This window comes from Humidesulfovibrio sp., from assembly GCF_031082295.1.
Classification (GTDB): domain Bacteria; phylum Desulfobacterota; class Desulfovibrionia; order Desulfovibrionales; family Desulfovibrionaceae; genus Humidesulfovibrio.
This window is the reverse complement of sequence record NZ_JAVHLD010000027.1, coordinates 1-25,785: the sequence shown is the minus strand read 5'-3', so window position 1 is coordinate 25,785 and position 25,785 is coordinate 1. Positions and strand designations below refer to the sequence as shown.

The 25,785-nt window shown below is 67.1% G+C and carries 21 protein-coding genes; 10 read left to right on the top strand and 11 right to left on the bottom strand.

Annotated features, from left to right (window positions below):
- Window positions 1-10: 10 nt before the first annotated feature.
- The 7 genes from RDU24_RS12530 to RDU24_RS12500 all read right to left on the bottom strand — a co-directional run bounded on the left by RDU24_RS12530 (window position 11) and on the right by RDU24_RS12500 (window position 7,487).
- Entirely contained in the window at window positions 11-1,195 is a 1,185-nt protein-coding gene (locus tag RDU24_RS12530) for a pyridoxal phosphate-dependent aminotransferase (RefSeq protein WP_308736107.1), read from the bottom strand.
- Between the two features lie 2 nt (window positions 1,196-1,197).
- Window positions 1,198-2,622: an FAD-binding oxidoreductase gene (locus RDU24_RS12525; protein ID WP_308736106.1), complete on the bottom strand. Its 1,425-nt coding sequence runs from the start codon at window positions 2,620-2,622 to the stop codon at window positions 1,198-1,200.
- Between the two features lie 42 nt (window positions 2,623-2,664).
- Window positions 2,665-3,309 carry an amino acid ABC transporter permease gene (locus RDU24_RS12520; protein WP_308736123.1) on the bottom strand — a complete coding sequence of 215 codons (645 nt, stop codon included), beginning with the start codon at window positions 3,307-3,309 and terminating at the stop codon, window positions 2,665-2,667.
- A gap of 47 nt (window positions 3,310-3,356) precedes the next feature.
- On the bottom strand, window positions 3,357-4,154 hold the full coding sequence (locus RDU24_RS12515) for an amino acid ABC transporter ATP-binding protein (RefSeq protein WP_308736105.1): 798 nt from the start codon (window positions 4,152-4,154) through the stop codon (window positions 3,357-3,359).
- A 4-nt stretch (window positions 4,155-4,158) separates the two neighbouring features.
- Window positions 4,159-4,869, bottom strand: coding sequence for an amino acid ABC transporter permease (locus RDU24_RS12510; protein WP_308736104.1), 711 nt, complete (start codon window positions 4,867-4,869; stop codon window positions 4,159-4,161).
- Window positions 4,870-4,968: 99 nt separating this feature from the next.
- Window positions 4,969-5,715 carry an ABC transporter substrate-binding protein gene (locus tag RDU24_RS12505; RefSeq protein WP_374989773.1) on the bottom strand — a complete coding sequence of 249 codons (747 nt, stop codon included), beginning with the start codon at window positions 5,713-5,715 and terminating at the stop codon, window positions 4,969-4,971.
- A 287-nt stretch (window positions 5,716-6,002) separates the two neighbouring features.
- The gene (locus tag RDU24_RS12500; RefSeq protein WP_308736102.1) at window positions 6,003-7,487 is read right to left on the bottom strand and encodes an SLC13 family permease; all 1,485 of its coding nucleotides are present in this window, start codon (window positions 7,485-7,487) and stop codon (window positions 6,003-6,005) included.
- A gap of 793 nt (window positions 7,488-8,280) precedes the next feature.
- Between RDU24_RS12500 and RDU24_RS12495 the strand changes: the two genes are divergently transcribed.
- The 3 genes from RDU24_RS12495 to RDU24_RS12485 all read left to right on the top strand — a co-directional run bounded on the left by RDU24_RS12495 (window position 8,281) and on the right by RDU24_RS12485 (window position 13,137).
- Window positions 8,281-10,698, top strand: coding sequence for a bifunctional diguanylate cyclase/phosphodiesterase (locus RDU24_RS12495; protein WP_308736101.1), 2,418 nt, complete (start codon window positions 8,281-8,283; stop codon window positions 10,696-10,698).
- 65 nt (window positions 10,699-10,763) lie between these two features.
- Complete coding sequence (locus RDU24_RS12490; protein WP_308736100.1) at window positions 10,764-11,108, top strand: DUF202 domain-containing protein; 345 nt, start codon at window positions 10,764-10,766, stop codon at window positions 11,106-11,108.
- Between the two features lie 82 nt (window positions 11,109-11,190).
- Window positions 11,191-13,137 carry an SUMF1/EgtB/PvdO family nonheme iron enzyme gene (locus tag RDU24_RS12485; protein ID WP_308736099.1) on the top strand — a complete coding sequence of 649 codons (1,947 nt, stop codon included), beginning with the start codon at window positions 11,191-11,193 and terminating at the stop codon, window positions 13,135-13,137.
- Window positions 13,138-13,223: 86 nt separating this feature from the next.
- Here RDU24_RS12485 and RDU24_RS12480 read toward each other — a convergent pair whose 3' ends face one another.
- From RDU24_RS12480 to RDU24_RS12470, 3 genes are all read right to left on the bottom strand, one after another.
- The gene (locus tag RDU24_RS12480; RefSeq protein ID WP_308736098.1) at window positions 13,224-15,077 is read right to left on the bottom strand and encodes a methyl-accepting chemotaxis protein; all 1,854 of its coding nucleotides are present in this window, start codon (window positions 15,075-15,077) and stop codon (window positions 13,224-13,226) included.
- Window positions 15,078-15,248: 171 nt separating this feature from the next.
- A complete protein-coding gene (locus RDU24_RS12475; RefSeq protein WP_308736097.1) occupies window positions 15,249-15,899 on the bottom strand; it encodes a hypothetical protein in 651 nt (216 codons plus the stop codon).
- A 166-nt stretch (window positions 15,900-16,065) separates the two neighbouring features.
- Complete coding sequence (locus RDU24_RS12470) at window positions 16,066-17,025, bottom strand: sulfite exporter TauE/SafE family protein (protein ID WP_308736096.1); 960 nt, start codon at window positions 17,023-17,025, stop codon at window positions 16,066-16,068.
- A gap of 220 nt (window positions 17,026-17,245) precedes the next feature.
- Here RDU24_RS12470 and RDU24_RS12465 point away from each other — a divergent pair, with 220 nt between their 5' ends.
- Genes RDU24_RS12465 through RDU24_RS12455 form a run of 3 tightly spaced genes read left to right on the top strand, consistent with a single transcriptional unit; the run spans window position 17,246 to window position 20,776 of the window.
- Window positions 17,246-18,352, top strand: coding sequence for a TOBE domain-containing protein (locus RDU24_RS12465; protein WP_308736095.1), 1,107 nt, complete (start codon window positions 17,246-17,248; stop codon window positions 18,350-18,352).
- A 42-nt stretch (window positions 18,353-18,394) separates the two neighbouring features.
- A complete protein-coding gene (gene amrS, locus RDU24_RS12460; protein WP_308736122.1) occupies window positions 18,395-19,441 on the top strand; it encodes an AmmeMemoRadiSam system radical SAM enzyme in 1,047 nt (348 codons plus the stop codon).
- Window positions 19,442-19,501: 60 nt separating this feature from the next.
- The gene (locus RDU24_RS12455) at window positions 19,502-20,776 is read left to right on the top strand and encodes a radical SAM protein (RefSeq protein WP_308736094.1); all 1,275 of its coding nucleotides are present in this window, start codon (window positions 19,502-19,504) and stop codon (window positions 20,774-20,776) included.
- Between the two features lie 34 nt (window positions 20,777-20,810).
- Here the strand turns inward: RDU24_RS12455 and RDU24_RS12450 are convergent, their stop codons facing one another.
- Window positions 20,811-21,806 carry a LysR family transcriptional regulator gene (locus RDU24_RS12450; RefSeq protein ID WP_308736093.1) on the bottom strand — a complete coding sequence of 332 codons (996 nt, stop codon included), beginning with the start codon at window positions 21,804-21,806 and terminating at the stop codon, window positions 20,811-20,813.
- Window positions 21,807-22,204: 398 nt separating this feature from the next.
- On the opposite strand from RDU24_RS12450, the gene RDU24_RS12445 reads away from it, so the two are divergent.
- The 4 genes from RDU24_RS12445 to RDU24_RS12430 all read left to right on the top strand — a co-directional run bounded on the left by RDU24_RS12445 (window position 22,205) and on the right by RDU24_RS12430 (window position 25,725).
- Entirely contained in the window at window positions 22,205-22,591 is a 387-nt protein-coding gene (locus RDU24_RS12445; protein ID WP_308736092.1) for a putative zinc-binding protein, read from the top strand.
- A 54-nt stretch (window positions 22,592-22,645) separates the two neighbouring features.
- Window positions 22,646-23,158: a C-GCAxxG-C-C family protein gene (locus RDU24_RS12440; protein ID WP_308736091.1), complete on the top strand. Its 513-nt coding sequence runs from the start codon at window positions 22,646-22,648 to the stop codon at window positions 23,156-23,158.
- A gap of 137 nt (window positions 23,159-23,295) precedes the next feature.
- Window positions 23,296-24,237: an MBL fold metallo-hydrolase gene (locus tag RDU24_RS12435; RefSeq protein WP_308736090.1), complete on the top strand. Its 942-nt coding sequence runs from the start codon at window positions 23,296-23,298 to the stop codon at window positions 24,235-24,237.
- Window positions 24,238-24,531: 294 nt separating this feature from the next.
- Window positions 24,532-25,725 carry a PhoH family protein gene (locus tag RDU24_RS12430; RefSeq protein WP_308736089.1) on the top strand — a complete coding sequence of 398 codons (1,194 nt, stop codon included), beginning with the start codon at window positions 24,532-24,534 and terminating at the stop codon, window positions 25,723-25,725.
- The last annotated feature ends 60 nt before the right edge of the window (window positions 25,726-25,785 follow it).

The window sequence follows — 25,785 nt, the reverse complement described above, 5'->3', positions numbered from 1 at the left end:
TTGGAAACGGTTACAGTTTTTCGGCCCAGGCGGCCAGGCGGTCGCAGGCGGTGTCGATCTCTGCCTCGGCGCCGCCGAAGGAGAGGCGCAGGTGCCCCTCCGCCCCCGGCCCGAAGGCCCCGCCGGGGATGGTGATGACGCGGGCCTCGCGGATGACCCGCAGGGCCAGGTCGCGGGAATCGACTATGGGGAATTCGGCCTTGGCCAGCACGTAGAACGCGCCGCGCGGGCGGATGTGCGAGAAGCGCCCGCCCATGGCGTCCAGCCGCGCGCAGATGAGGTCGCGGCGCTTGTGCAGCTCGTCGCGCATGGCCCGGAACACGTCCTGGGGTCCGGCAAGCGACGCCAGCGCCGCGATCTGCGCCGGGGTGGGCGCGCAGATGGCCGCGGCGTCGTGGATCTTGAGCATCTGGTTCAGCAGCTCCTCCCGCGCCCAGAGGAACCCCACGCGCCAGCCCGTGAGGGCGAAGCGCTTGGAGAAGCTGAACACGCCGATGAGCAGGTGGCGCAGCTCCGGCACGCTCATGAGGCTGAAGGCCCCCTCGGGATCAGGACCGTCATAGGTCAGCGCGTCGTAGGTGTCGTCGCAGATGACGAAGATCTCGTGCCTGAGCGCCAGCTCCGCCAGCTTGAGCAGGTCGGCCTTGGCGAACACCGCGCCCGTGGGGTTGTGCGGGCTGGAGACGATGATGGCCTTGGTGCGCGGGGTGATGGCCGCCGCCACCGCGTCCACGTCGAGCCCCCAGTCGATGCGCCTGAGCGGCGCGAACACCGGCGTGCCCTCGGCCAACATGATCTGCTCCACGTGGGAGGGATAGAAGGGCTCGGGCACGATGACCTCGTCGCCGGGGCCGACCAGCGTCAGCATGGCGCAGAGCAGGCCCTCCATGCCGCCCACGGTGATGGCCACCTCGCGCTCCGGGTCGGCGGGGAGGTTCTTCTCGGCGCGCAGGAGCTCGGCGGCGGCCGCGCGCAGGGCGGGCATGCCGGGCTGGAGCGAATACTTGCCGGCGGCAGGGTCCTCGCGCAGGGCCTTGGCCACGGCGTCCACCACGTGCGGCGGGGTCATGAACGAGGGGATGCCCTGCCCCAGCGACACGCAGCCGCCCACCTGGGCGGCGATCATGGGCATCTCCTTGGTGGCGGAGATCTTGATCCGTTTCACGCGGCTTGAAAGCCGGGCTTCCAGGTCCATTTCTACTCCTGCTCCGCCGGAAATATCTTGCCGGGGTTGAGCACGTTGTTCGGGTCGAACAGGGCCTTCAGCCCGCGCTGGAGCTTCAGGCTCGCCGGGCCGATCTCCAGCGGCAGGAGGCCGCGCTTGACCAGGCCGATGCCGTGCTCGCCGCTGATGGTGCCGCCGAGGGCGAGGGCAAGGCGCACGCAGTCCACGGCGGCGGCCTCCACCTGCGGGCGCTGGGCCTCGTCCTGGGCGGTGAGGTTCAGGTGGATGTTGCCGTCGCCCGCGTGGCCGAAGGCGAAAATCGTGATGCCGTGCCGGGCCTCCACCTCGGGCAGGGCGGCCACCATGTCGGCGATGCGGCCGATGGGCACGGCGATGTCCTCGGGGATGTACACGGCGCATGCCTCGTGGATGCGCGTGCTGACGCTGCGGCGCACCTTCCACACGGCCTCGCGGCCCTCATCGCCCTCTTTCGTGCCTGTGATGGCGGGCGGCAGGATGTTCGCCGCGCCCAGCTCGCGGCAGATGGCCTCGATGGCCTCCACCTCGCGCCGCACCTGCTCCGGGTCGCCGTCGGCCTCCACGAGCACCAGGGCGCTTGCGTCCCCCTCCACCCGGAAGGGCAGCAGGTCGCCCACAAGCTTCAGGCAGCGCGCGTCGAGAAATTCCATGGCCGAGGGCAGGTGACCGCGCGTCATGATGGCGATGATGGCGCGCATGGCGGCATTCAGGTCCGCGAACACCGCCGCCACGCAGGCCGCGGCCCCCGGGTGCGGCAGGAGCTTCAAGGTCAGCCCGGTGATGACGCCCAGCGTGCCCTCGCAGCCCACAAGCAGCCGCGCCAGGTCGTAGCCCACCACGCCCTTACGGGTGTTGGCCCCGGCGCGGACGACCTCGCCCGTGGGCAGCACGGCCGTGAGGCCGAGCACGTAGTCGCGCGTGGTGCCGTACTTCACGCAGGCCGGGCCGCCCGCGTTGGTGGCCGCGTTGCCGCCAATGGTGCTGGTGGCCAGGCTGGCCGGGTCCGGCGGGTAGAACAGGCCCTTGGCCTTGGCGGCGGCGCGCAGGTCGCCGGTGAGCACGCCCGGCTCCACCGTCGCCGTCAGGCTCCGGGTGTCGATGTCGAGGATGCGGTTCATGGCCGTGAGGTCGAGCACGACGCCCATTTCGGGGGCAAGGCAGCCCCCGGCCAGGCCCGTGCCCGCGCCGCGCGGAATCACCGCAAAGGAATGCCCCGTCGGATTGGCGTTGGCCAGGCTGACCAGCCGCGCCACCTGGGCCTCGCTTTTGGCCAGCAGCACCGCCGCGGGCTGGCGCACCAGGCCGGACTCGTCGCGGCTGCGCGCGCAGAGCGCCGCCTCGTCCACCAGCAGGTCAGCCCCGAACTCGCACGCGAGCAGGGCCAGAAGATCAGGGGCAAGGGCTCTGGGCTGGGGCATGGCCGTCTCCATTGGGTCCATTTCTCTCAACGAACTGGCGGGTCAGGACTTGTGGCGCTCGAAGCCGGGCACGCCGAGCGCGTCCTCCAGCAGGTGCAGCAGCCAGGTGGCCAGGGTCACCAGCACCAGGTAGTACGCGCCCAGCGTGCAGAACACCTCGATGTTGCGCCAGGAGTTCTTGGCGATGGTGGTGGCCATGCCCGTCAGCTCGTTCACGGTGATGATGGAGGCCAGCGACGAATACTTGATGAGGTAGATGATCTCGTTGCCGCAACCCGGCAGCGCACGGCGGAAGGCCTGAGGCAGCACCACGCTCTGCACCGCCTGGCGGGTGGTCATGCCCAGAGCCAGGGCGGCGCGAATCTGCCCGCGCTTGATGGAGTTGAGGCCCCCGCGGATGTACTCGGACTGGTAGGCCCCGCTGCACAGGCCAAAGGCCAGGATGGAGGCCGGGACGGCGTCGAGCACGATGCTGTGCCCGCCGATGGAGATGTACGGCAGCGCGAAATACCAGAAGAACACCTGCACCACCAGCGGCGTGCCGCGAAAGAGCGAGACGTAGGCCTCGGTGAGGCGCTGCAGGGGCCTGGGGCCGTACACGCGCAGCACCCCGGCCACAACGCCGATGAACGCGCCCAGGCAGGCCGAGGGCACGATGACCACGAGGCTGGTCCACAGGCCTTCCATGAGGCCCGGCGCCAGCTCCGTGCGCAGGAACTCAAGATAGGGCGTGCTCAAACCTTGCACTCCCCGCCCATGTCGTCGGCCTCGCCCGTCAGCTCGCTGATCTTGGCGCAGAAGGCCTTGGTGCGCGAGCCGGAGTCGCGGCGCAGGAGCTCCGCCGGGGAACCGGCCTCGATGACGCGGCCCTTCTCCATGAACAGGAACTCGTCGGCCAGGCTGGCGGAAAAGCTGATCTGGTGGGTGGCCATGATCATGGTCATGCCGTTCTGGGCCAGGTCGCGGATGACGGCCAGCACCTCGCCGATGAGCTCGGGGTCGAGCGCGCTGGTGGGCTCGTCGAGCAGCATGACCTTGGGGTCCATGGCCAGGGCGCGGGCTATGGCCACGCGCTGCTTCTGCCCGCCGGAGAGGTTGGCCGGGTACAGCGCGGCCTTGTCCGCCAGGCCCACCCGGGCCAGCTCGGCCAGGGCCAGCTCGCCCGCGTCGAGCTTGCTCATGCCCTTGACCTTCATCAGCGCCACGCGCACGTTCTCCAGCGCGCTCAGGTGGTCGAACAGATTGAAATCCTGGAAGATCATGCCGACCTGCTGGCGGAGCGCGCAGAGCTCGCGCTTGCTCTTGGCGTTCACCTCCCGGCCCTCCAGCGAAATGGTGCCGGAGTCGGGCGGGATGAGGAAATTGAGGCACTGCAGGAGCGTGCTCTTGCCCGCGCCGGAGGGGCCGATGAGCACCTTCACGCAGCCCTTGGGCAGGGCCAGGCTCACGGCGTCGAGCACACGGTTGCCGCCCAGGGTCTTGCCCAGGGCGCGCGCTTCCAGAACGGGGGTGGTCTCTAATTCGACGGCCATGATTTTACGCGGCTCCTTGGCGGGTGTAGCCCGCGATGCGCACCCTGCTCTCCAGGATGTTGAGGGCCTTCACCCCCACCCAGGTCAGGACGAAAAAGATGATGCCCGCCAGGAAGGTCATGCTCACCGGCTCGTGCGTGGTGGAGGCGATGGCGCGCATGCGGGCCATGATCTCCACGACGCCGATGGTGAACGCCAGCGCGGAGTCCTTGAGCAAGATCGAGTACTCGTTGCTCCAGCCGGGGATGGACAGGCGCAGGGCCTGGGGCAGGATGATGGAACGGATGGCCTGGGCGTCGGTCATGCCGAGCGCCCGGGCGGCCTTGAGCTGGCCCGCGTGCAGCGACTGGATGGCGCCCCGGAAGATCTGCGACTGGTAGGCGCTGGAGGTGAGCCCCAGCACCAGCACGGCGGCCACGAAGGGGCTGTCGAGCCCGAGGCCGGCGAACAGCGGCAGGCCCGAGAGCCAGGCCAGCAGGCCGAAATAGAAGATGTACATCTGCACCAATATGGGGATGCCCCGGAAGAGCCAGACGTAGGTGCTCACGGCCCGGCGCACGGGCCAGGGGCCATACACGTGCAGCACGGCCAGGGGCACGCCGAAGGCAAGCCCCAGCAGCATGGCCCCCACGATGAGCCCGACGGTCCAGACCACGCCGCCCAGCATGTAGGGCAGCGCCTCATGTGCGGCGTTGTAGGCGAGGGTGAAATCCATGGGATCCTTTTGGCGAAGCTTTGCCCAGGCCCGGAAACGACCGAAAGGCCCCGGCGCTTGACCCGGAGCCTTTCGGTTTGATTTCCAGCTGGTTAAGAACTAGTCGACGTCGTACTTCTTCTTCAGCTCGGCCCAGTAGGGGTCGGCCATGAGCAGCTTGAGGCCTTCGTTGATCTTCTTCAGCAGCTCGGCGTCGTCCTTGCGCACGGCGTAGCCGTAGTTCTCGGGCGCGGCGTCAAACGTGCCGGCGATCTTCATCTTCTCGTCCTTCTTCAGGACTTCCTTGGCGATGGTGCTGTCCATGCCCGAGCCGTCGATGCGGCCGATGGGCAGGTCCTGCATGGACAGGTCGGTGGAGTCGTACTGCACGAGCTTGAACTTCATGCCCGGCTTCTTGGACAGCTCCTCCAGGTACTTGGCGGTAACGGTACCGCGCTGCACGCCGATCTTCTTGCCGGTGCTGAGCATCTGCTCCAGGGTGGCCTTGTTGTCGCCCTTCACCACCAGCACCTGGGTGACCGTGTAGTACGGGTCGGAGAAGTTGACGCGCTGGGCGCGCTCGGCGGTGGCGCTCATGCCGGAGCAGATCATGTCGATCTTCTTGGCCTCAAGGGCGGGGATGATGGCGGACCACTCGACGGGCTGGTGCTTCACCTTGAAGCCCATCTTCTGGCCGATCCACTCGATGGCCTCGACGTCGAAGCCCACGGTCTTGCCGGACTTGTCCACAAAGGCGTACGGCGGGAAGCCGCCGCCGTCGATGCCGTTGACCAGGACCTTCTCCTCGGCGGCGGGCTTTTCGGCGGCCTTCTCGGGAGCCTTCTCGGGCTCTTTCTGGCAGCCCATAAGAGCCAGGCCCATGACCAGGGCGGCGACAAACAGAAGACGTTTCATACGGGGTCCCCTTTTCTTTCATCAAGACACTGAGGTTTCAGTTTTCCCCGGAGCGCGGTCCGCCCCCGGAGCAGCCATTTCGTATCCTGGCGCTTAACAGACTGCGCCCCCGCAGGCAAGAACCGGCAGGGGCACATTCACGTCAACTTGCCTTGGCCGGGGGCTGGGCCCCCTGTCCCCAGGCCAGCCCCCTGACCGTTTCCGGCCGGGGGCGTGGCGCGGGGGACTCCGCAAAGGCTCTACTTCTTGGGGATGGCCCAGTCGGGCAGCACGGTCAGGTCGATGCCGAGCACGATGGGGGCCAGGTAGTACACGATGAGCGTGATCTGGAAGATGCCCATGATGTTCAGCCACAGGCCGGTCTTGGCCATTTGTCGGATGGTCACCGCGCCGGAACCGAAGACCACGGCGTTGGGCGGCGTGGCCACAGGCAGCATGAAGGCGTAGGAGCAGGCGATGCACGCGGCCATGATGGGTCCGAAGGGGTGGATGCCCATGCCCACGGCGATGGCGCCCATGATGGGGATCATGAGGGTGGCCACGGCGGTGTTGGAGGTCACTTCCGTCAGGAAGATGTTCAGGGTCACGATGGCGCCCAGGATGATGATGATGGGCAGGCCGTTCAGGTCGGTCAGGCCGCCGGCGATGAACTTGGTCAGGCCGGTGTCCTGGAAGGCGTCGGCCAGGGCCAGGCCGCCGCCGAAGAGCAGGATGACGTCCCAGGGAATCTTCACGGCGGTCTTCCAGTCAAGCAGGAACACGCCGTTCTTCAGGTCAGAGGGGATGAGGAACAGCAGCACCGCCGCGGTGACGGCCACTGTGGCGTCGGAGACGCCCTTGAGCATGGGGATCTTCACCAGGCCCATGACGACCCAGGCCACGGCGGCGCAGAAGAACACGAGAGCTATGATCTTTTCCTCGCGCTTCATGGGTCCGAGCTTGGCGATCTCATTGCGCACGAGCTCTTCGCCCTTGCCCAGGAGGATGTCGCCGTGGACGCGGAAGAGCACCTTGGTGATGAGCAGCCAGCTCAGGAACAGGAAGGTGGCGGCCAGGGGCACGCCGATGAGCATCCACTGGGCGAAGTTGATGGTCTGGCCGTACATCTTGTCCATCTGGGCCACCATGATGGTGTTCGGCGGGGTGCCGATGAGCGTGGCGATGCCGCCGATGGACGCGGCGTAGGCCAGGGAGAGCATGAGCCCGATGGCGAAGGGGTTCTTGCTGTGCTCATGCTGCCCGGTGATGTCGGCGCAGGCGTTGATGATGGCCATGCCGATGGGCATCATCATGACCGTGGTGGCCGTGTTGGACACCCACATGGACAAGAACGCCGTGGCGATCATGAAGCCCAGGATGATGCGCGAGGGGCTGGTGCCCACCAGGCGGATGGTGTGCATGGCGATGCGGTAGTGCAGGTTCCAGCGCTCCATGGTCACGGCCACGAAGAAGCCGCCCATGAACAGGTAGATCAGGTGGTTGGAGTACGCCGGAGTGACCTTCGCGGTGGGCAGGATCTGCAGCAGGGGGAACAGGACGATGGGAATCAGCGAGGTGGCCGGAATGGGAATGGCCTCGGTGATCCACCAGGTGGCCATGAGCACCGTGACCGCGCCGCAGTACAGGGCCGGCTGCGTCAGTCCTTCGGGCAGCGGCAGGAAGCAGATGATGAGAAACAGTGCTGGGCCCAGCAGCAGTCCGTACAGTTTCATTTTGTCTTGCATGTCCCCTCCATGAACGTTGCAGGTTTGCGGCCCGCGGCAAAGCCAGGGCCGCATCGAGCGGTTGTCTCATCCCCTCACTAGACAATGCGCCGTCCGGCAAGACCTGCAAGGCGCCCGCCCCCGAAAGGGAACGGACAGCCAAGGCATGAGGTTCATGCTCCTTGGACGCGAGCATGAACGTGATGCCCCGGCGCTCCACCTGCCCGAACCGTCCACCCGGCATTGGCTGCGGGTACGGGCAAAAAAGCGGAGGCCTCAGCGCTGACCTTATCCTGACAGCTGCCCCCCTCCCGGCGGACGCAAAAAAATCCAATCCAGCCAACGGCCTGCAAAAGCCTGGAGGCGGAATTGGATGTGTTTTGGTCGGCCCACGTTCATGTCGGCGTTCATCCGGGGTAGAGGATGCGCAATTCTTTATCCAGGAAGTTCGGTTTGGGCAAGCCCCCTTTCACGCCTCGGGACCTGCCTTTGCCACCCACACCGGGCGCTCGGACGCCCCCCCCGCAGGCGTGTCCCCACCCGCTGCAAGCCTTGCCCCTGGCCGATTTTTCTTAACGGGCGCAACGCCGCAGGGGGTCGGCCGCAGCCGATCCGAAGCATCGAATACATATCAAAATGATCTGAAATAGCGATGGCGGTACAAATACCACCCACCAAATCTACAATTACGTATTACACAAGCCCCCAATCGGCCTCTCAGGTGCTGGACCCGAGGCTCAAGAAGAGATAGGAGAAGAAAATTTCTCGGCGGCAGGGGCTCACGCAACCACTTGACGGGGCACGCAAGGAACGCATGAAGTCATTCTTTTCCTGGTCCATCCGCACACACCTGCTTCTGCTCGTGCTTGCCGCCACCATCCCCGCCCTGACCCTGGTCTGGTGGAGCGGTCGGGAGTTGCAGCGTTCCGCCATAGAGAAGACCCAGGACGCCACCCGCCGCCTGGTCCAGGGCATGGCCGACGACCTGAGCCAAGTGGAAGAGAACGCCCGGGTGCTGCTCACCATCCTTTCCAACGTGCCGACCATCAAGCGCATGGACAAGAAAGGCTCGACAGAGCTTTTGACAAAGCTGCACAAACTTCACCCAGGCTACGCCAACCTCTCCCTCATCGACCTGAACGCCCACGTCTTCGCCCTTTCCATCCCCTACAGCGGCGTCGTCGACGTCTCCAAGCGGAAGTACTTCCGCGACGTGTTGCGCACCAAGGAATTTTCCGTCGGCGAGTACGCCGTCAGCTACACCACCAAACGCCCGGTGCTGCATTTCGCGCATCCGGTGTTCGGGGAAACAGGCAAGCTTGTGGGAGTGCTCGGCGCCACCTTCGACCTCTCCACCCTGGCCCAGGCCTTCAACGCCGCGGGCCTGCCGCCGGGCTCTGCCATGGCCCTGTCCGACTCGCGCGGGGTGCGCCTGTTCCGCTACCCGGACCCCAGCAGGTGGACCGGCCAGCAGGAATCCTTAGGCCTCTGGGAGAACCTGATCAGCCTGGGCGAGGAAGGCCTCACCGTGGGCACCGGGGCCGACGGCATCCGCAGGCTCTACGCCATGAAGCGCGTGCGCCGCGACAAGGACGACCCCGCGTTTTTGCTGGCCCGAGTGGGCATCCCCGAGGACCAGGCCCTGGGCGAGGCTCGCGCCATCCTGGCGCGAAACATCGCGCTGACGGGCCTTGTGGGCCTCCTGACCGCTGCGCTGGCCTGGGTTCTCGGACATTTCATCATCATGCGCCGCCTGAACCTGCTCATCGGCACCGCCAAGCGCCTGGGCCAGGGCGACCTGCACGCCAGAAGCGGCCTGGGCCACCAGGAAGGCGAGCTCGGCATGCTGGCCGAGGCCTTCGACAACATGGCCCTGGCCATGGACGTGCGCGAGGCCGAACGCGTGGAGTTCGAGCAGAAGCTCCGGCACCAGGCCATGTACGACCACCTGACCGGCCTGGCCAACCGCACCCTGGCGGTGGACCGCATCCAGCAGGCGCTGGAGCGCTTCAAGCGGCGCGACGACGTGTACTACGCCGTGGTCGCCATGGACCTGGACCGCTTCAAGGTCATCAACGACAGCCTTGGCCACGCCTTTGGCGACAAGGTGCTGGAGGGCGTCGCCCGGCGCATCGTGAACACCCTGCGCGGCCTGGACACCGTGGCCCGCTTCGGCGGCAACGAGTTCATCCTGCTCCTGGAGGAGCTGGCCACCCCGGGCGAGGCCATACGCATCATCAAGCGCTTGCGCCAGGCCATAATGGAGCCGATGGAGATCGAGGGGCGCGAGGTGCAGACCTCGGCCAGCTTCGGCATCGTGCTTTCGCCCAACACCTTTGACCGGGCGGAGGAACTCCTCCAGAGCGCGACCATCGCCCTGCACTTCGTCAAGGCCAGCGGCCGTGGCCGGTTCAAGGTCTTCACGCCGCGCATGCTGCTGCACGCCCAGGAGCGCATGAGCCTGGAGCAGGAAATGCGCCAGGCGCTGGAGCGCGACGAGTTTGTGGTGCACTACCAGCCCATCTGGGACCTCGCCAGCACGGACATGGTGGGCTTCGAGGCGCTGGTGCGCTGGCAGCACCCCGAGCGCGGGCTTGTGGGGCCGGGCTCGTTCATCACCCTGGCCGAGGAGACCGGCATCATCCTCGACCTGGGGCGGCTTGTGCTGGAACGCGCCTGCAAGGACCTGGCAGGCTGGCGCGCCAACGATCCTTCCGCTCGCAGGCTGTTCATGGCCGTGAACCTGTCCAACAAACAGTTCATGCAGTTCTCCCTTGTGGAGCAGGTGGCGGGCATCCTGGAGTCCACGGGGCTTCCGCCGGACAAGCTCAAGCTTGAGATCACCGAATCCAACATCATGGTCAACGCCGAAAGCGCCCTGGTCATGCTCCACCGGCTGAAAGCCCTGGGCGTGCAGATCAGCATCGACGACTTCGGCACCGGCTACTCGTCGCTCTCCTACCTGCAGCGCTTCCCGGTGGACACCCTCAAGGTGGACCGCAGCTTCGTGGGCCGCCTGGGGCTCGACCCGGAAAACCACGAGATCGTGCGGGCCATCGTGGCCCTGGCCCACAGCCTGGGCCTGAACGTGGTGGCCGAGGGCGTCGAGGAGGTCGGACAGGCGTCCATGCTGCACAAGCTCGGCTGCGAATGCGTGCAGGGCTTCTACTTCTCCCGGCCTCTTGAGCACGCCCACGCCGGGGAAGCCATCAGCCGCATGCCCGAGCGCTAGCCGCGCCGCCCCCAGCACGGCACCGGAACAGCCCCCAGACGAACCGCTCCAACGGGGAGATCTCGATGGACAGCCCCCCTTCCGCCACACACCCCAGCATCCGCCTGAGCCTGACCGAGCACCTCGCCGCGGCGCGGTCCATCCTGGCCAACGAGCGCACGTTTCTGGCCTACCAGCGCACGGCCCTGACCGAACTGGCCGTGGCGGCCACCTTCATCCACTTCTTCGACCACCCGACGCTGACGGTGATCGGCTGGGTGCTGGTGCCCGCCTCGCTCGTCACCATCGCGCTCGGCGTGGCGCGCTACAAGCGCATGCGCAAGCTCATCCACGTGCTAGAAGTCCACGCCAAGGAACAGAAGACCGAGCCGTCCCAATCCACGGACGACAACGGGCGCGTGCCCGAGTAGCAGCGCGGGCTTCTGGGCCGAATATGCCTGCCATTGCAATTGTAGCCGCATCTGGTATCTGGCGTGAAATAGGAGCCTTGCCATGCGCCGATCCGTCCTCGCTCTGCTCGCCCTTGCCCTGCTTCTGTGCTTAGCCGCCCCAGCCCAGGCAGCCCCGAATGCCGAACGCCGCATCGCACTGGTCATCGGCAATGCCGCCTACCCCACCGCCCCACTCAAAAACCCCGTCAACGACGCCCGCGACATGGCCCGCGCTCTGCGCAGCCTGGGCTTTGAGGTCATAGCGAGGGAGAACGCCAGCCTCGCCCAGATGGAGGGCGCGGTAAACGAATTCTGGGGCAAGCTCAAAACGGGCGGAGCCGGGCTGTTCTACTTCGCCGGGCACGGCCTGCAGGTGAATGGTCGCAACTATCTAGTGCCCGTGGACGCGCGGCTCGAGGCCGAGCAGGACACCAGGTACAAGTGCATGGACGCCGGGCTGGTGCTGGGACGCATGGAGAACGCGGGCAACAACCTGAACATCGTCATCCTGGACGCCTGCCGCAACAACCCCTTCGCCCGCAGTTGGCGCAGCGCGGAACAGGGCCTGGCCAAGATGGACGCTCCCAAGGGCTCCATCATCGCCTACGCCACGGCCCCGGACTCCGTTGCGGCGGACGGAGTGGGCAAGAACGGCCTGTATACCGAGAAGCTGCTCCAGGCCATGCGCACTCCGGGCCAGCCCGTGGAGCAGATGTTCAAGCGCGTGCGCGACGAGGTCATGCGCGCCACCAAGGACAAGCAGGTGCCCTGGGAGTCCACCTCCCTGCGCGGGGATTTCTATTTCGCGGGTGCGGGGGCCTCGGCCCCGGCGGCGCCGGCTCCGACGCAGCTTGCCCTGGCCCCGGCGCCCGTTGAAAAGCCGGCCCTGGCGCCCCTGGCGGACCTGAAGCAGCGGCTGGCCGGGAAGTACGCCGAGGCCGGGGCCGACACGGGCAAGAACGGCCTGATCTTCGATTTCGCGCTCCAGGGAGACGAACTCGTCGGAACGCCGAGCGGCTCGACGGGCGGGGTTTCACCCGTGGGCATCAGCGGCGTGCGCGTGGAAGGAAACACGCTGGCCTTCCGCTTCACCTACAAGAAGGGCCTGCTCGGCATGGCGGGCACCACCTACACCGACTACACCTGCAACCTCTCGGGCGACCTGAACGTCATCCCCATGGACTACCTGACCGAGTCCGGCAACACGGGCAAGGCGCGGCTCATCCGGCTCAAGGGGACGGGGCCCAGGCCGATGCAGCAGGCCATGGCCGCACCGCCCAAGCAGGCCCCGTCGGCCCAGGCGGGTGGACCCACGGCCGGCGACACCTGGACCGAGCCGGTGACCGGCATGGAGTTTGCCTGGGTGCCGGGCGGTGAGTTCGAAATGGGCTGCGGGCCTTGGGCGGGTGAGTGCGACGATGACGAGAAGCCGGTGCATACTGTTCGTCTCGATGGCTTTTGGCTGGGCAGGTTCGAGGTGACGCAGGGGCAGTGGCAGAAGATCATGGGCAGCAACCCTTCCTATTTCAAGAAAGGTGAGAGATTCCCGGTGGAGGAGGTCTCCTGGGACGACGCCAAGGCATTCATCTCCAAGTTGAACGCCCAAGGTTCCGCCAAGTTCCGCTTGGCCACGGAGGCAGAGTGGGAGTATGCAGCCCGGAGCGGCGGCAGGCCAGAGATATACGCCGGCGGCAATGACATCGACAGGGTTGCCTGGCACCAACAGAATGGCGGCAGGTCCACGCATGCCGTGGGCACCAAAGCCCCGAACGGTCTTGGATTGCATGACATGACCGGAAACGTCTGGGAGTGGGTCGAGGACATGAAGGCGGATTATCCTTACGATTCCCAGGTGAATCCTGTTGTCACTGGTGGCGGTTCGGGCCGGGTAATCCGTGGCGGCAGCTGGCTTTATGGACCGACACAGGTCCGCACAACCTTCAGGCTCCGCTTCAAGCCCTTCGAAAGGTACGGCAGCGTCGGCTTCCGCCTCGTGCGCGTCCCCTAACAACGTCCCCAGGAGCACACGAAAAAGCCCCCCGGCACGCGCCAGGGGGCTTTTTGTTTCGTCGATGAGGGTTTGCCGCGCCCGCGCTACGCGCTCTCCAGTTCCTGCACCAGGCCGAGCAGGACGTGCGACTGCTCCACCAGCCCGTTCACCGCTTCCACCGCCTCGCTCATGGCCTCCGCGGTTTCCGAGGCGATGCGGTTGATGTCGTCGAGCGAGCGGTTGATCTCGTCGCTGGCCGAGGACTGCTGGCCGCTTGCCGCCGCGATGGCGCGCACCTGGTCGGACGAGCTCTCCACGAAGGAGACGATGCCGGAGAGCGCCTCGCCGGAGTTCTTGGCCAGGCCCGTGGCCTCCTCGATGCGCAGGACGGCCTGATCCACGTTGGTGATATTTTCCCGCGTGCCCTTCTGGATGTCGCTGATGGCCTGGGCCACCTCCTTGGTGGCGGTCATGGTCTTCTCGGCCAGCTTGCGCACCTCGTCGGCCACGACGGCGAAGCCGCGCCCGGCGTCGCCCGCTCTCGCGGCCTCGATGGCGGCGTTCAGCGCCAGCAGGTTGGTCTGGTCGGCGATGTCGTTGATGACGCTCATGACCTGGCCGATGCCGTCGGCCTGCTTGCCCAGCTGGCCCATGTTGGTCTTGAGCCCCTGGGCCTGCTCGTACACGGCCTGGATGGCCAGCACCACCTTGTTGACCACGCCCGCGCCTTCCTGGGCCTTGCGCTTGGCCTGGTCAGCGGCCTCGGCCGCCTGGCCCGCGTTGCTCGCCACCGCCAGCACCGTGGCGTTCATCTCCTCCATGGCCGTGGCGGTCTCGCCCAGGCGGTCCTTCTGCAGGTCCGAGCCCTTGCGGGAGGAATCGATGCGCGCGGAGATGTCACGGCTGACCTCGCCGATGGTCTGGGACACGCCGCGCAGCCTTCCGGCGGCCTGGAGCATCCCCTCCCTGGTGGCGCGTGCGGCCTGGGCCTTGGCTTCCTCGGCCTCGGCGATGGCCTTTTGCGCCACCTGGGTCTCCTCCTCGGCCAGCTTGCAGCTGTGCTGCGCTTCGTTGATCTTGTCGCGCATGGTGCCGACCATGGTCTCAATGGAACGCTGCAGCACCCCCATCTCACCGTGGAAGCGCTCGCTTTCCCTGGTCTCCAGGTTGCCGGCGGCCACCCTGTTGGCCATGCCGGAGAGCTGCGCAATGGGCTTGGAAATGAGGCGCACCAGGTAAAACACGACGAAGGAGAGAATCAGCACCAGCCCGCCCACAAGCCAGACCAGCATAATGCGCAGCTCGTTGGCCTTGGCGTGGATGTCGTCGACGTAGAGCCCGGTTCCGACCAGCCAGCCCCAGGGCTTGAAGACCTTGACGAAGGAGATCTTGGGATAGAGCTCGGTTGTGACCCCGCCCTCCTTCTTGGGCTTGGGCCAGACGTAGCGCACGTAGCCCTCTCCGGCCTTGTCGCAGACATCCACAAAGGCCTGGAACAGGTTCTTGGTGCCGCCGGGGTAGGCCTGGGCCACGCTGGCGGGGTCGTCACCCAGCCAGAAGTGCGTCGACTTGTTGAACTTCTCGGCATCAAGCACCTTGCCGTCCAGGGCGGGCACAGTGGGGTGCATGACCATGACCGGGAAGGGCTTGCCCATGTCGTTGATCCAGAAATAGTCGTTGTTGCCGTAGCGCATGTTCTTCAGGCGGGTGGCCGCGCGCTTTTGCGCCTCCTCGAGCGTGAACTCGCCCTTGTCCACCCGTGCCTGGTACTCGGTCATCAAGGTGAACGCCAGGTCGGTGGTGTCGGCCAGCCCCTGCCTCCGGCCACGCATGAGGTCTTCTTCGTAGTAGGGCATGAAGTAGAAGAAGATGAGGCAGACAAACACTGCGACAACAGCGGCGAACAGCCCGTAAAGCTTGACGGCGGTGTTGACGTCACGAAGTCTCTCGCGGAGCATGGTGAACCTCCAGGGGGTCGACAGCAGAAAATGTCTGAGCGGTAGCCTGCCTAAGGATTGTGCCAGAAAACGGAAACAGGGGGGTTCGACTCTTATGATAAGCCCTGAAGCGCCTCTGCGCAACCAGGAAGAATACGCAGTGATGAAATACTCGCAGAATTCGCAAAAAAACTAGCGGAAGAAGCGCACCCCGCCCACCCACAACACGCCTCGGCCCGGCTCGGTGCGCCGCGCGTCCATGCCGATGCGGATGGCTTCCACGCTGTCCGGCCGGAGCACCACGTCCCCCGCGGTGAACCCGGAGCGCGCCGCCTCGGCCGGCCAGGAGGGGTCGGCCGCCAGCGAGCTGAACCGCAGCCGCAGCACCTTCCAGCCCTCGCCCACGTGGAACGTCCCGAAGAAACGGTCGCGGCTGTTGCGGTCGTCGGTGCTGGAGGTGGTGATGTAGATCACACCGGCCACGGGGCGGCTGGCGCGCACAGCGAACTCGATGCCGCGCGAGCGGTAGTGGCTCAGGCGCACCGTGGTGCCGATGCAGGCGCAGTCCTCGGCCTTGGCCGCCAGGTCGAAGTCGATGCGGAAGGCTCCGGGCGAAACCTGGCCGGCGGCGGCTCCAGGCGGCGCGGCCTGCGGATCCAGGCTGATCTCGTAGGCCAGCGGGCCGGATTTATGGCGCGAGAGCGGCCAGGCCGGATCGCCCGGCAGCACGGCGTAGTCCTGCGCGACGATGGGCGCGAGGTCCGACTCCTTGGCGGCCAGGGCGGAAGCGGCCAGGGCCAGGACCAGCAGGCAGCAGAGCGGAACGGGGAGCAGTCGACGCACGGGACCTCCAGAAGCACGGCAGATCGTCGAAAGATAGCCCATATGCCGCCGTGGCTCAAGCCCCGGAAGACAAAGGAGACAGCCCCCGCTGGAGGATCGGGGGCTGCCGGGAGCTGCGGCCGAACCGCACTGCGAGGGCGGGCGGGCCGTGGAAACGGGCCTTGGCTCAGGCGAGGAAGTCGCGCACGTACTTGAGCGCCAAAAATACGATGAGGGCGGAGAGCATCCACTTGATGTAGCGCGCGGGCACGAACTTCTGGCAGCGCGCGCCCAGGTACATGCCAGCCGTGCCGCCGATGCCGAAGAGGAACCCCAGCAGCCAGTCCGGGGCCACGGACATGGTGGGATAGAAGGGCGCGATGGCCTGGTAGAAGGCCACCCCCGCGACGCTGGTGATGAAGGTGCCCATGAGCGCGGCCCCGGCCACGGTGTAGACCGGCAGGCCGAAGAAGGACACGAAGAACGGCGCGATGATGGCCCCGCCGCCGATGCCGTACACCCCGCCCACGATGCCCACGATGAACGAGAGCGACAGGATGCCGAAGGTCGGCACGTCGTAGGTTTCGCCATAGAACTCGTAGGCGATGCGGGTGGCGCTGAAGCGCACCACGCGCACTGCGGCCAGCTTCTCGCCATGCGCCTCGCTCGTCTTGGCCTTCTCGCGGAAGCGCGCCACCTGTGCCTGGAAGCGTTCCTCGGCGGCCTTGGCCCCGCCGCCCTGGCCCTTCATCTGCTTGATGAGGTCGCGCGCCATGCGCACGCCGATGTAGAGCAGCACGCACGCGGCGAAGAGCTTGAAGTTCTTGGCGTTCGGCAGGTACTGCACGCGGATGATGGCGCCGATGAACACGCCCGGAAGCGTGCCCACGATGACCACCCAGGTGAGCGGCCAGACCATGCGGCCTTCCTTGATGTAGCGCCAGACGCCGCTCGGAATGGCCACGATGTTGTAGAACTGGTTGGTGGAGCTGACGGAAGGGTTCACGTAGCCCAGCACGCTCATCTGGAAGGGCAGCAGCAGAAAGGCTCCGGACACGCCGCCCATGGACGTGAAGAAGGAGATGACCAGCGCCACCAGCGGCGGAATCCAGGGCTGGACCTCGATGCCTGCGACGGAAAAGAGCATGGCGGCCTCCTGTGGGCGGTGCGGGCCTCCGCCTTGGGTTGCTGTCACGAATATTGCTATTCCAGTGACAACAGGCTACCTCGCTGCAACAAAATTGTCACTCTTTTTTTTGTGCACGGCGCAATATTGCGTCCCCCCTTGGCAGCAAAGGCGATTGGACGTACAGAGGATCTTGCCGCGGCCCACAGGGCGCACCCCACGCGGCGAAACGGAGGCGGGAATGGTTAGGACGCCAAACGGCGCACGGGACACAGGCGCGGACACGACGCCCGACCAGGGCCAGCGCGGGCTGGACCCGGCGCAGCTGTCCGCTCTGGAGCAGGCCTTCCGGGCCTGGGTGGCCGCCTCGCGCCGCCATGCCGACCGCCTCTCGCGCCAGCGGCTGCTGCTCATCTTCCTGCTCCTGCGCTCCACCGGCGCGCGCCTGGGCGAGGTCCTGGGCCTCGACGCGGGCCGCGACCTGGACCTGGAGCCCGCGCGGCCCCTGGCACGTTTCCGCTCCGGCCCGCACTCCGCCCCGCACTCCGCAGGAGGCGACCGCGAGGTGCCCCTGCCCTCGGACGTGGCGAGAGAGCTGCGCGCCGCCCTGGCCGACGAGGAGCTCATGGGCAGCCTGGCCTCCGGCCCGGCCGGGCTCTTCGACATGGACCAGGGCCACGTGCGCCGCAAGTTCTACGAGCGCGCGCTTGAGGCGGGAATCCCGCGCGAGCTGGCAAGCCCCAGCGTGCTGCGGCGGTCGCTTGCGCGCAGCCTGGTGCGCCAGGACGTGCCCCTGCCCGTGGTCCAGCGCCTGCTGGGCCAGTCCTCGGCCAGCCTCACCGCCGCCTTCTGCGACTATTCCGAGGACGAGGCCGGGCGCATCGTGGAGGACTACCTGAAGCGCGAGGAGCGCCGCAAGTCCAGCGCGCGCAACCGCTTCGCCGGGCAGATCACCGGCGTCACCGCCGGGCCGGTGGTCAGCAGCGTGGAGCTGACCAGCCTGGGCGGGTTCAAGGTGGTGAGCGTGGTCACCACGGACAGCGTGGAGCGCCTGGGCATCCGGCCCGGGGTGCTGGCCACGGCGGACATCAAGGCGCCCTGGGTGCAGCTGAGCGCCGGGGCCGAGGAACCCTTGTCCACCGCCGCCAACCGCTACCCGGCCGTGGTGCGCCGCATCCTGGCCCACGCGGACGAGCCCGTGGCCGCGGAGGTGGTGGCCGAGCTGTCCGACGGCACCCGGCTGGCCGCCGTGGTCACCGCCGAGAGCGCCAAGCGCCTGGGCCTCAAGGCGGGCGCGCCGGTGTGGGTCAGCTTCGGGGCGTTCTCCGTTATCCTGAACTTCGGCTGACGCAGGAACACCTGCGGGGAGGGGCGCATGGACAAAAACAGCATCCACCCGGCCCGGCTCTGGAGGCCGCTCAAGGACAACCAGGTCCAGTGCCTCCTGTGCAGCCATTTCTGCGTCATCAAGCCCGGCGCGCGCGGCAAGTGCGGCGTGCGCGAGAATCGCCCCGAGGATGGAAAGGGCGCGCTGTTCACCCTGGTCTACGGCCTGCCCGCCGCCGTGAACGTGGACCCGGTGGAGAAGAAGCCGCTGTACCATTTCCTGCCCGGCACGCGCACCTTTTCCCTCGGCACCATGGGCTGCAACCTGTCCTGCACCTTCTGCCAGAACGCCTCGCTCTCCCAGCCGCCGCGCCTGGGCTCCCGCATCACCGGGCACCTGGCCAGCCCTGCGGACCTTGTGGCCGCGGCCCTGGAGAGCGGCAGCAAGAGCGTCGCCTACACCTATTCCGAGCCCACCGTGTTCTTCGAGCTGGTGGAGGACACGGCCCGGCTGGCCCGCGCCAGGGGCCTGAAGAACATCCTGGTGACCAACGGCTTCATGAGCCCGGACTGCCTGGAGGCCTTCGGGCCGGACAGCCCCGCCGAGCCCGGGCTGATCCAGGCCGCCAACGTGGACCTGAAGGCCTTCACCGAGGCCTTCTACCAGGTGCGCTGCGGGGCCAGGCTGGCCCCGGTGCTGGCGAACCTGAAGCACATGCGCAGGCTGGGCTGGTGGCTGGAGGTCACCACCCTGCTCATCCCCGGCCTGAACGACGCCCCGGAGGAGCTGAAGGACATGGCCGCGTTCATCGCCGCAGAGCTGGGGCCGGACACGCCCTGGCACCTCTCGCGCTTCCACCCGGACTACAAGCTCACGGACCGCCCCGTGACCCCGCACGCGACGCTGCTGGCCGCGCGCGAGGCCGGTCGGGCCGCGGGCCTGCGCTTCGTCTACATCGGCAACGCCTCCGGCCCCGGCTTCGGCGACACGCTCTGCCCGGACTGCAAGGCCGTGGTGCTGGGGCGGGAGGGCTTCCAGGCCGCGCTCGGCGGACTCTCAAGCGGGGCCTGCGCGGCTTGCGGCCTGGCCCTGCCCGGCGTCTGGGACTGACACCCCGCGCGGCCCTGGCCTTGCTTGCCCATTAGGCCGCAGCCGGGTATGGTCCGGCCCATGGTCACCACCAAACACATCCAGCCCACCCTCGTCTTCGCCGACGAGGCCGGGAACATCTACGACCACCCGGACCTGCTCATGCTCTGCCGCCGGGGCCATGAGCTCACCCTGCCCCGCCCGGACGAGCTGATGCCCCTGCCCGAGGGCAGCGAGTTCTTCCTGCTGCCGGGCCGCGGCGCGCTCGGCTTCGACCCGGAATCGGGCGAGGTGGAGGAACTGGACGAGCTGGCCGTGGCCGTGTTCGCCAGCCCCGCGCACACCCTCTCGGCCTTCGCCGCCTACGCCAAAAGGCCCGACGCGCCGACCCTGCCCCTTTTCGCCTACGGCGCCGTGGGCTTTGCCGAGGGCCGCTTCTGGGTCTGCGCCAAGAAGGTCGACCAGGACCGCAGGCAGGTCTTTGAGGGCATCCCGCGCGAGCGCATCGAAAACGGCGCGCGCAAGCTCTTGACCGACCTGCCCGGCAACCGCCTCGTCCGCCACCTCACCGGCTGCGCCCTGACCTACGGCTGCCCGGCGGCAAAGAACCTGGCCCTGGGCCGCTTCGAGGCCCCGCTGCCCACCTCCCGCGTGTGCAACGCCCGCTGCGTGGGCTGCATCTCGCTCCAGCCCGAGGAATCCGGCTTCCCCTCCACCCAGAACCGCATCGCCTTCTCGCCCACGGAGAAGGAGATCTGCGAGGTCATGCTGCACCACCAGCGCAAGGAGAAGCGCCCCATCCTGTCCTTCGGCCAGGGCTGCGAGGGCGAGCCGCTGACCGAGGCCGCGCGCATCGGCAAGGCCGTGACAAGCTTCCGCAAGGCCGGGGGCCGGGGCACGGTGAACGTGAACACCAACGCCAGCCTGCACGCCGCCCTGCCGGGCCTGGCCGAGGCCGGGGTGAACAGCATCCGCGTGACGCTGAACAGCGCGCGAGAGACGCCCTACAACATCTACCACCGGCCCAGCGGCTACGCCTTCTCCGACGTGCTCACGAGCATCCGCACGGCCAAGGGCCTGGGCCTGTTCGTGTCGCTGAACCTTCTGTATTTTCCGGGCCTCACGGACTGCGAGGCCGAATGGGACGCGCTCTCGGACCTGGTGGCGGAGACGAAGCTCGACTTCATCCAGCTGCGCAACCTGAACCTGGACCCGGAGCTGTACCTGGGGCTCATGAAGGACGTGGACTTCGGCCCGTGCATGGGCCTGGCGAACTTCCTGAAGCGCCTGAAGAAGACCAACCCCTGGCTGGGCTTCGGCTACTTCAACCCCTACCTGGACCCCAGCCAGGGCTAGCCTGCACGGTCCGAGCCCGGCAGCGGCGAGCGCCTCAGCAGCAACTGCCGGTGCCGCCCTTTCCCGCGCCCTCCGGCCCGCCCTCCGGGGCCAGCGGCAGCAGCTCCACCGGCCTGCGCACCGGCCCAAGCCCTGATTCAGACCCGGCCATGAGGTGCGAACGCACCAGCTCCATGAAGGCCGTGAGCGGCGGCGACAGCCACTTGTCCTTGTGCCGCAGCATGAGCACGGCGGTCTCCAGATCACTCTCCGACCAGGGCAGCACCGCCAGCCGCCCGGCGGCCACGTCGGCGCGCACGGCCAGTTCCGGCAGGATGCTCACGCCCAGGCCGTTCATGACGCAGCCGCGCAGGGCAGCCGCGCTTGAGAACTCCACCCCGGCGGCCAGCGCCACCCCGGCCTCGGCCAGCAGGTGCTCGAACATAATGCGGTAGGAACAATCCGCCGCGGAGAGCACCAGCGTCTCGCCGCGCAGGTCCTGCGGCCCCACGGCCTTGAGGCTCGCCAGCCGATGCCCCGGCGCGGCCACCAGCACCAGCTTCTCCACCCCCAGCGCCTCCACCGCCAAATCGCCCGCGCGCACGCTGTCGGCCATGAGGAAGGCCAGGTCGGTCACGCCCTGGCGCAAGTCCTTTTCCAGCCCCTCCAGGGTGCAGGCCGTGAAGCGCAGCTTCACCAGCGGGTAGCGCTGTCGGAAGGCGCGGATGATGCCGCCCATGCGCCAGGCGCAGAGCGACTCCGGCACGCGCACCGTGAGCGAGCCGCGCACCTCGCTCTCGCCCGACATCCAGGCGCGGGTCTCGTCCTCCAGGTCCAGCATCTTCACGGCGTAGTCGCGCAGGCGCTCGCCCGCTCCGGTCAGGGCCACGCGGCGGCCCAGGCGCTCGAACAGCCGCACGCCGAGGTCGGCCTCCAGCGCCGCGATGCGCGCCGACACCGTTGACTGCGCCGCGAACACCTCCGCCGCCGCCCGGTGAAAGCTCAAGTGCCTGGCCACCGCCACAAAGGTCCGCAAGTCCCGCAACTCCATCTCCGCCCTCCCCGTGTCCTTGGCGTCAGATCGCCAGCTCCGATCGCCGAACCCGATTGGCCGCATCGAAACTAATCGTTGGACTCGATCAGTGCATGTTCGTATTCAGCTATCCAGATACAAACAGCGTGTCAATGCGAGGACACGACAACGCCGCCCCCGACGACAGCGTCGGCCACAGAGCCGCCGGCCTCGGCAACGGCATCGGCAACGGCAACCGCAACGGCGGGCAAGGGGTGCGAGGCCCGGCGGGTGGTCCATCGCGGGGATACCAGCCACGGCTTCCGCAACGACTTCAACGACGACAGCGGCAACGACAGCGGCAACGACATCTCAAACGGCATCACCAACGGCTACGCCAACGATTTCCGGCGCAGCCCAAATCGAAGGAGGACCACATGTCCAACACCTGTTGCGGCGCGGCGCAGCCGCGCATGATCCTGGCCTGTTCCGGCGGCTCCAACGTGGGGCAGCTCACCAACCAGGCCGCCGTGGAGCTGACCCGCGAGGGCCAGGGCAAGATGTTCTGCCTGGCCGGACTGGGCGGCGGCATTCCCGGGCTTGTCCAGGCCGCGCGCGGGGCCGTGGAGAACGGCGGCGTGCTGGTGCTCGACGGCTGCGCCGTGGGCTGCGCCAAGGCCATCGCGGAGCAGTCCGGGCTCGCCGGGTACGACTACCTGGTGGTCACGGACCTGGGCATCGACAAGGTGAAGGACCCGCAACTGGCCCTGCGCCCGGAGGACGTGGCCCGCGTGAAGCAGGCGACGGCCCAGGGCCGGGGCTAAGGCGCGTTCCGGCTTCATCCGCAACAACACAACAACACCGACAGGAGCGACACCATGAACAGAGAACAGGTTGAACAGCGGGCCAAGGAACTCTTTGAGGGCGGGCTGCACTGCGCCGAGGCCGTGCTGGCCGCCGTGCTGGAGGGCCAGGGCGTGGCCGCAGCGGACTATTCGCCGCGCGCGGCCTCGGCTTTCGGCGGCGGCGTGGGCCGCAGCAAGAAGAGCCTTTGCGGGGCGTTGTCCGGCGGGCTCATCGCCCTGGGCATACTCCAGGGCCGCGACACGCCCCGGGACAAGTGGGACGCCGTGGCGGCGGCAGCCGCTTCCGTGCGGGCGCGCTTCGAGGCCCAGCAGGGCAGCACCGACTGCGGCCAGGTGCTGGAGCGCCTCGGTCCCCAGGAGGGCATGGACAAGTGCATCAATCTGGCGGCCCATACCGCGGGCCTGTTCCACGAGGCCTTGGCGAATCCGCTCGCCACGTGCGAGGCCACGGCCTGCGGCTGTACGGCCCGAGATGCGGCCAGACAGGCGGCCAAGCCCGCCGGCTGCGGCTGCGGCTGCGGTTAGCCGCAGACAAAGGTCCGCCAGCATCAACAGCCCGAGTGGGCGCCATTCAATATTCTGATTGGCGTTCACCGGGCTCTCGCGCTAAGAACCTGCACCACCCCTGGCGCAGACCCTCAACGTACAGCAAAGGAACGCTCATGCGCAGAAGCATCCCCGCCTCGATCCTCGCCTTCGCCCTGGCTTTCGCCCTCATGGCCGCCAGCGCGGCCCAGGCCCAGGGCCTGACCAAAATCGCGGAGAACGTCTACTCCTACGTCGGCGTCAAGAACGACGCGCCCAGCCACAGCTATGCCGCCAACGCGGGCATCGTCATCGGCTCGGACGGCGTGCTGGTCATCGACACTTTGGCCTCGGCAAAGGAAGGCAAACGGCTGCTGAAGGACATCCGCGCCGTCACCAAGAAGCCCATCAAGTACGTGGTCACCACCCACGGGCACTTCGACCACGCCCTGGGGGCCTGCGTGTTCACGGACCTGGGCGCAACGCTCGTCGGCCACGAGCTGGACCGCGAGTACCTGGCCAAGCGAGGCGAGGGGCTGCTGAAGAAGCCCCAGATGGTGGGCCTGACCCCGGCGGACCTGGCCGGCACCCGCATCAAACTGCCTACGCTGACCTTCACCGAGCGCATGACCATCCGCCTGGGCACCAAGGCCAACGAGACCGTTGAACTCATCCACCTGACGCCCTCGCACACGGCCGGCAGCACCCTGGTGTACCTGCCGCAGCAGAAGGTGGTCTTCGCGGGCGATGTGCTCTTCACCGACTTCCACCCCTTCATGGGCGAGGGCGACATCCCCGGCTGGGTCAAGACCCTGGACTTCATCCAGGACATGGACACGACCGCCATCATCCCCGGCCACGGCCCGCTGTCCACCAAGAAGGACGTGGCCGACATGCGCGACTACATCCAGCTCTTCGACGCCAAGGCCAAGGAGCTGGCGGCGGCGGGCGTGAACGGCGGCGCAAAGGACCCGGCCTCCCTGGCCGCGGAGCTGAAGAAGCTCCTGCCCGCCCGCAGCCAGGGCCAGGGCATGGTGCAGTACAACTTCATGATCAAATACCTGCCCGCCAAGAACTAGCCGGTTCAACTCACCAGGGGGGCTGGCCTTTCGCCGCCCCCCTCTTTTGGCCCCCTCGCGCAGATTCTTTTTCAGACATTCCAGGCCGTCACCGAAGCGTCACGGTTCCGCCCCGCTTTTGTGCTGGATATTTCCTGGCCGAGTGTTTAGAGAATTTCTACAACCAGTCGCAATCCGGCGGGCGCAACGCGCCTGTTTCCTCGGGGGGTGAGTCCAAAAAAACCAACACATTCAGCACGACGCGCGGTGGCCCTGCCGGTCTGAAGGACCGAACCCCCAAACCCAAGGGAACCCATGGCTTCAAAAAATTTCGTGCTCGACACCAATGTGCTCATCGAAAACCCAAAGTGCATCACGGCGCTGCGGAACGGCAACGAGAACCGCATCCACATCCCCTACACGGTGCTCACCGAACTGGATGCCCTCAAACGCGACGCCCGCATCGGGCACGTGGTGGCCCAGGCCGTCACCTCCATCATCGAGGACCCCAAGGTCCAGATATTTCCACCCAACGGCCACAACTTCCCGCCGGACATGACCGCCGATGACCGCATTCTGCGCGAAATCGGCCACCAGAGCGGGCTCGGCGAACCCATCCTCGTCACCAACGACCGCATCCTCCAGCTCAAGGCGAGGGTCTTCGGCATCCCCAGCGAGGGCTACCGCGACTCCGTGCCGTTCCAGAGCGAATCGCAGATCTACACGGGCTTCGTGGAGGAAGGCGAGGAGCCCGTGCCCAACAGCTTCAGCTGGGAAAACGGCACCCCGGTGTTCCACGGGCCGGACGGTCCCAAGCCCATCGGCTACGCCCACGAGATCTGGGGCGCCAAGCCGCGCACCGTGTACCAGAACCTGGCGCTGGAACTCATGCTCGACCCGCGCCTGGACCTCGTGTCCATCCAGTCCGAGGCGGGCTACGGCAAGACCTTCCTGGCGCTGGCCGCCGCGCTCTACTTGACCCTGGAGCGCAAGGACAACCCCTACAAGCGCATCTACCTGGTCAAGCCCATGGTGGAGATCGGGGCCAAGATGGGCTTCCTCCCCGGCGACGTGGAGGAAAAAATGGGGCCGTATGTGCGCTACATCACAGACCTTCTGCTCAAGCTGCATGAGATGCGCCCGGCCAACCGCATCTTCCAGGACCCGCAAGCCGACACGCTGAAGCTGAACCCCAAGCGCTTCATCATCCAGCCCATCGCCTTCATTCGCGGCATGAACATGGAAAACTGCATCGTCATCGTGGACGAGATGCAGAACCTCTCGCGCAACGAGACCCGCGCCCTGCTCACGCGCATGGGCGAGGGCGTAAAGTGCTTCTGCCTGGGCGACACGCGCCAGGTGGACAACCCTTACCTGAACGAGGCCAACAACGGGCTGAACTGGGTGGTGAAGAAGCTGAAGGGCTACCGCAACTACGCCCACATGGTGCTCAAGGGCGAAAAATCGCGCGGGCCGATCACCGACATCGTGCTGAAGAGCAAGTTGTAGGATTGCGCCAGGGGCTCCGCCCCCGGCACCCCCGCCAAGGGGCCTGAGGCCCCTTGGAAC

What these genes read in the sequence shown, in the direction of transcription:
- RDU24_RS12530 (WP_308736107.1), bottom strand. Translation starts at nt 1,195, where the DNA reads ATGGACCTGGAAGCCCGGCTTTCAAGCCGCGTGAAACGGATCAAGATC.
- RDU24_RS12525 (WP_308736106.1), bottom strand. Translation starts at nt 2,622, where the DNA reads ATGCCCCAGCCCAGAGCCCTTGCCCCTGATCTTCTGGCCCTGCTCGCG.
- RDU24_RS12520 (WP_308736123.1), bottom strand. Translation starts at nt 3,309, where the DNA reads ATGGAAGGCCTGTGGACCAGCCTCGTGGTCATCGTGCCCTCGGCCTGC.
- RDU24_RS12515 (WP_308736105.1), bottom strand. Translation starts at nt 4,154, where the DNA reads ATGGCCGTCGAATTAGAGACCACCCCCGTTCTGGAAGCGCGCGCCCTG.
- RDU24_RS12510 (WP_308736104.1), bottom strand. Translation starts at nt 4,869, where the DNA reads ATGGATTTCACCCTCGCCTACAACGCCGCACATGAGGCGCTGCCCTAC.
- RDU24_RS12505 (WP_374989773.1), bottom strand. Translation starts at nt 5,715, where the DNA reads ATGGGCTGCCAGAAAGAGCCCGAGAAGGCTCCCGAGAAGGCCGCCGAA.
- RDU24_RS12500 (WP_308736102.1), bottom strand. Translation starts at nt 7,487, where the DNA reads ATGCAAGACAAAATGAAACTGTACGGACTGCTGCTGGGCCCAGCACTG.
- RDU24_RS12495 (WP_308736101.1), top strand. Translation starts at nt 8,281, where the DNA reads ATGAAGTCATTCTTTTCCTGGTCCATCCGCACACACCTGCTTCTGCTC.
- RDU24_RS12490 (WP_308736100.1), top strand. Translation starts at nt 10,764, where the DNA reads ATGGACAGCCCCCCTTCCGCCACACACCCCAGCATCCGCCTGAGCCTG.
- RDU24_RS12485 (WP_308736099.1), top strand. Translation starts at nt 11,191, where the DNA reads ATGCGCCGATCCGTCCTCGCTCTGCTCGCCCTTGCCCTGCTTCTGTGC.
- RDU24_RS12480 (WP_308736098.1), bottom strand. Translation starts at nt 15,077, where the DNA reads ATGCTCCGCGAGAGACTTCGTGACGTCAACACCGCCGTCAAGCTTTAC.
- RDU24_RS12470 (WP_308736096.1), bottom strand. Translation starts at nt 17,025, where the DNA reads ATGCTCTTTTCCGTCGCAGGCATCGAGGTCCAGCCCTGGATTCCGCCG.
- RDU24_RS12465 (WP_308736095.1), top strand. Translation starts at nt 17,246, where the DNA reads ATGGTTAGGACGCCAAACGGCGCACGGGACACAGGCGCGGACACGACG.
- RDU24_RS12455 (WP_308736094.1), top strand. Translation starts at nt 19,502, where the DNA reads ATGGTCACCACCAAACACATCCAGCCCACCCTCGTCTTCGCCGACGAG.
- RDU24_RS12450 (WP_308736093.1), bottom strand. Translation starts at nt 21,806, where the DNA reads ATGGAGTTGCGGGACTTGCGGACCTTTGTGGCGGTGGCCAGGCACTTG.
- RDU24_RS12445 (WP_308736092.1), top strand. Translation starts at nt 22,205, where the DNA reads ATGTCCAACACCTGTTGCGGCGCGGCGCAGCCGCGCATGATCCTGGCC.
- RDU24_RS12440 (WP_308736091.1), top strand. Translation starts at nt 22,646, where the DNA reads ATGAACAGAGAACAGGTTGAACAGCGGGCCAAGGAACTCTTTGAGGGC.
- RDU24_RS12435 (WP_308736090.1), top strand. Translation starts at nt 23,296, where the DNA reads ATGCGCAGAAGCATCCCCGCCTCGATCCTCGCCTTCGCCCTGGCTTTC.
- RDU24_RS12430 (WP_308736089.1), top strand. Translation starts at nt 24,532, where the DNA reads ATGGCTTCAAAAAATTTCGTGCTCGACACCAATGTGCTCATCGAAAAC.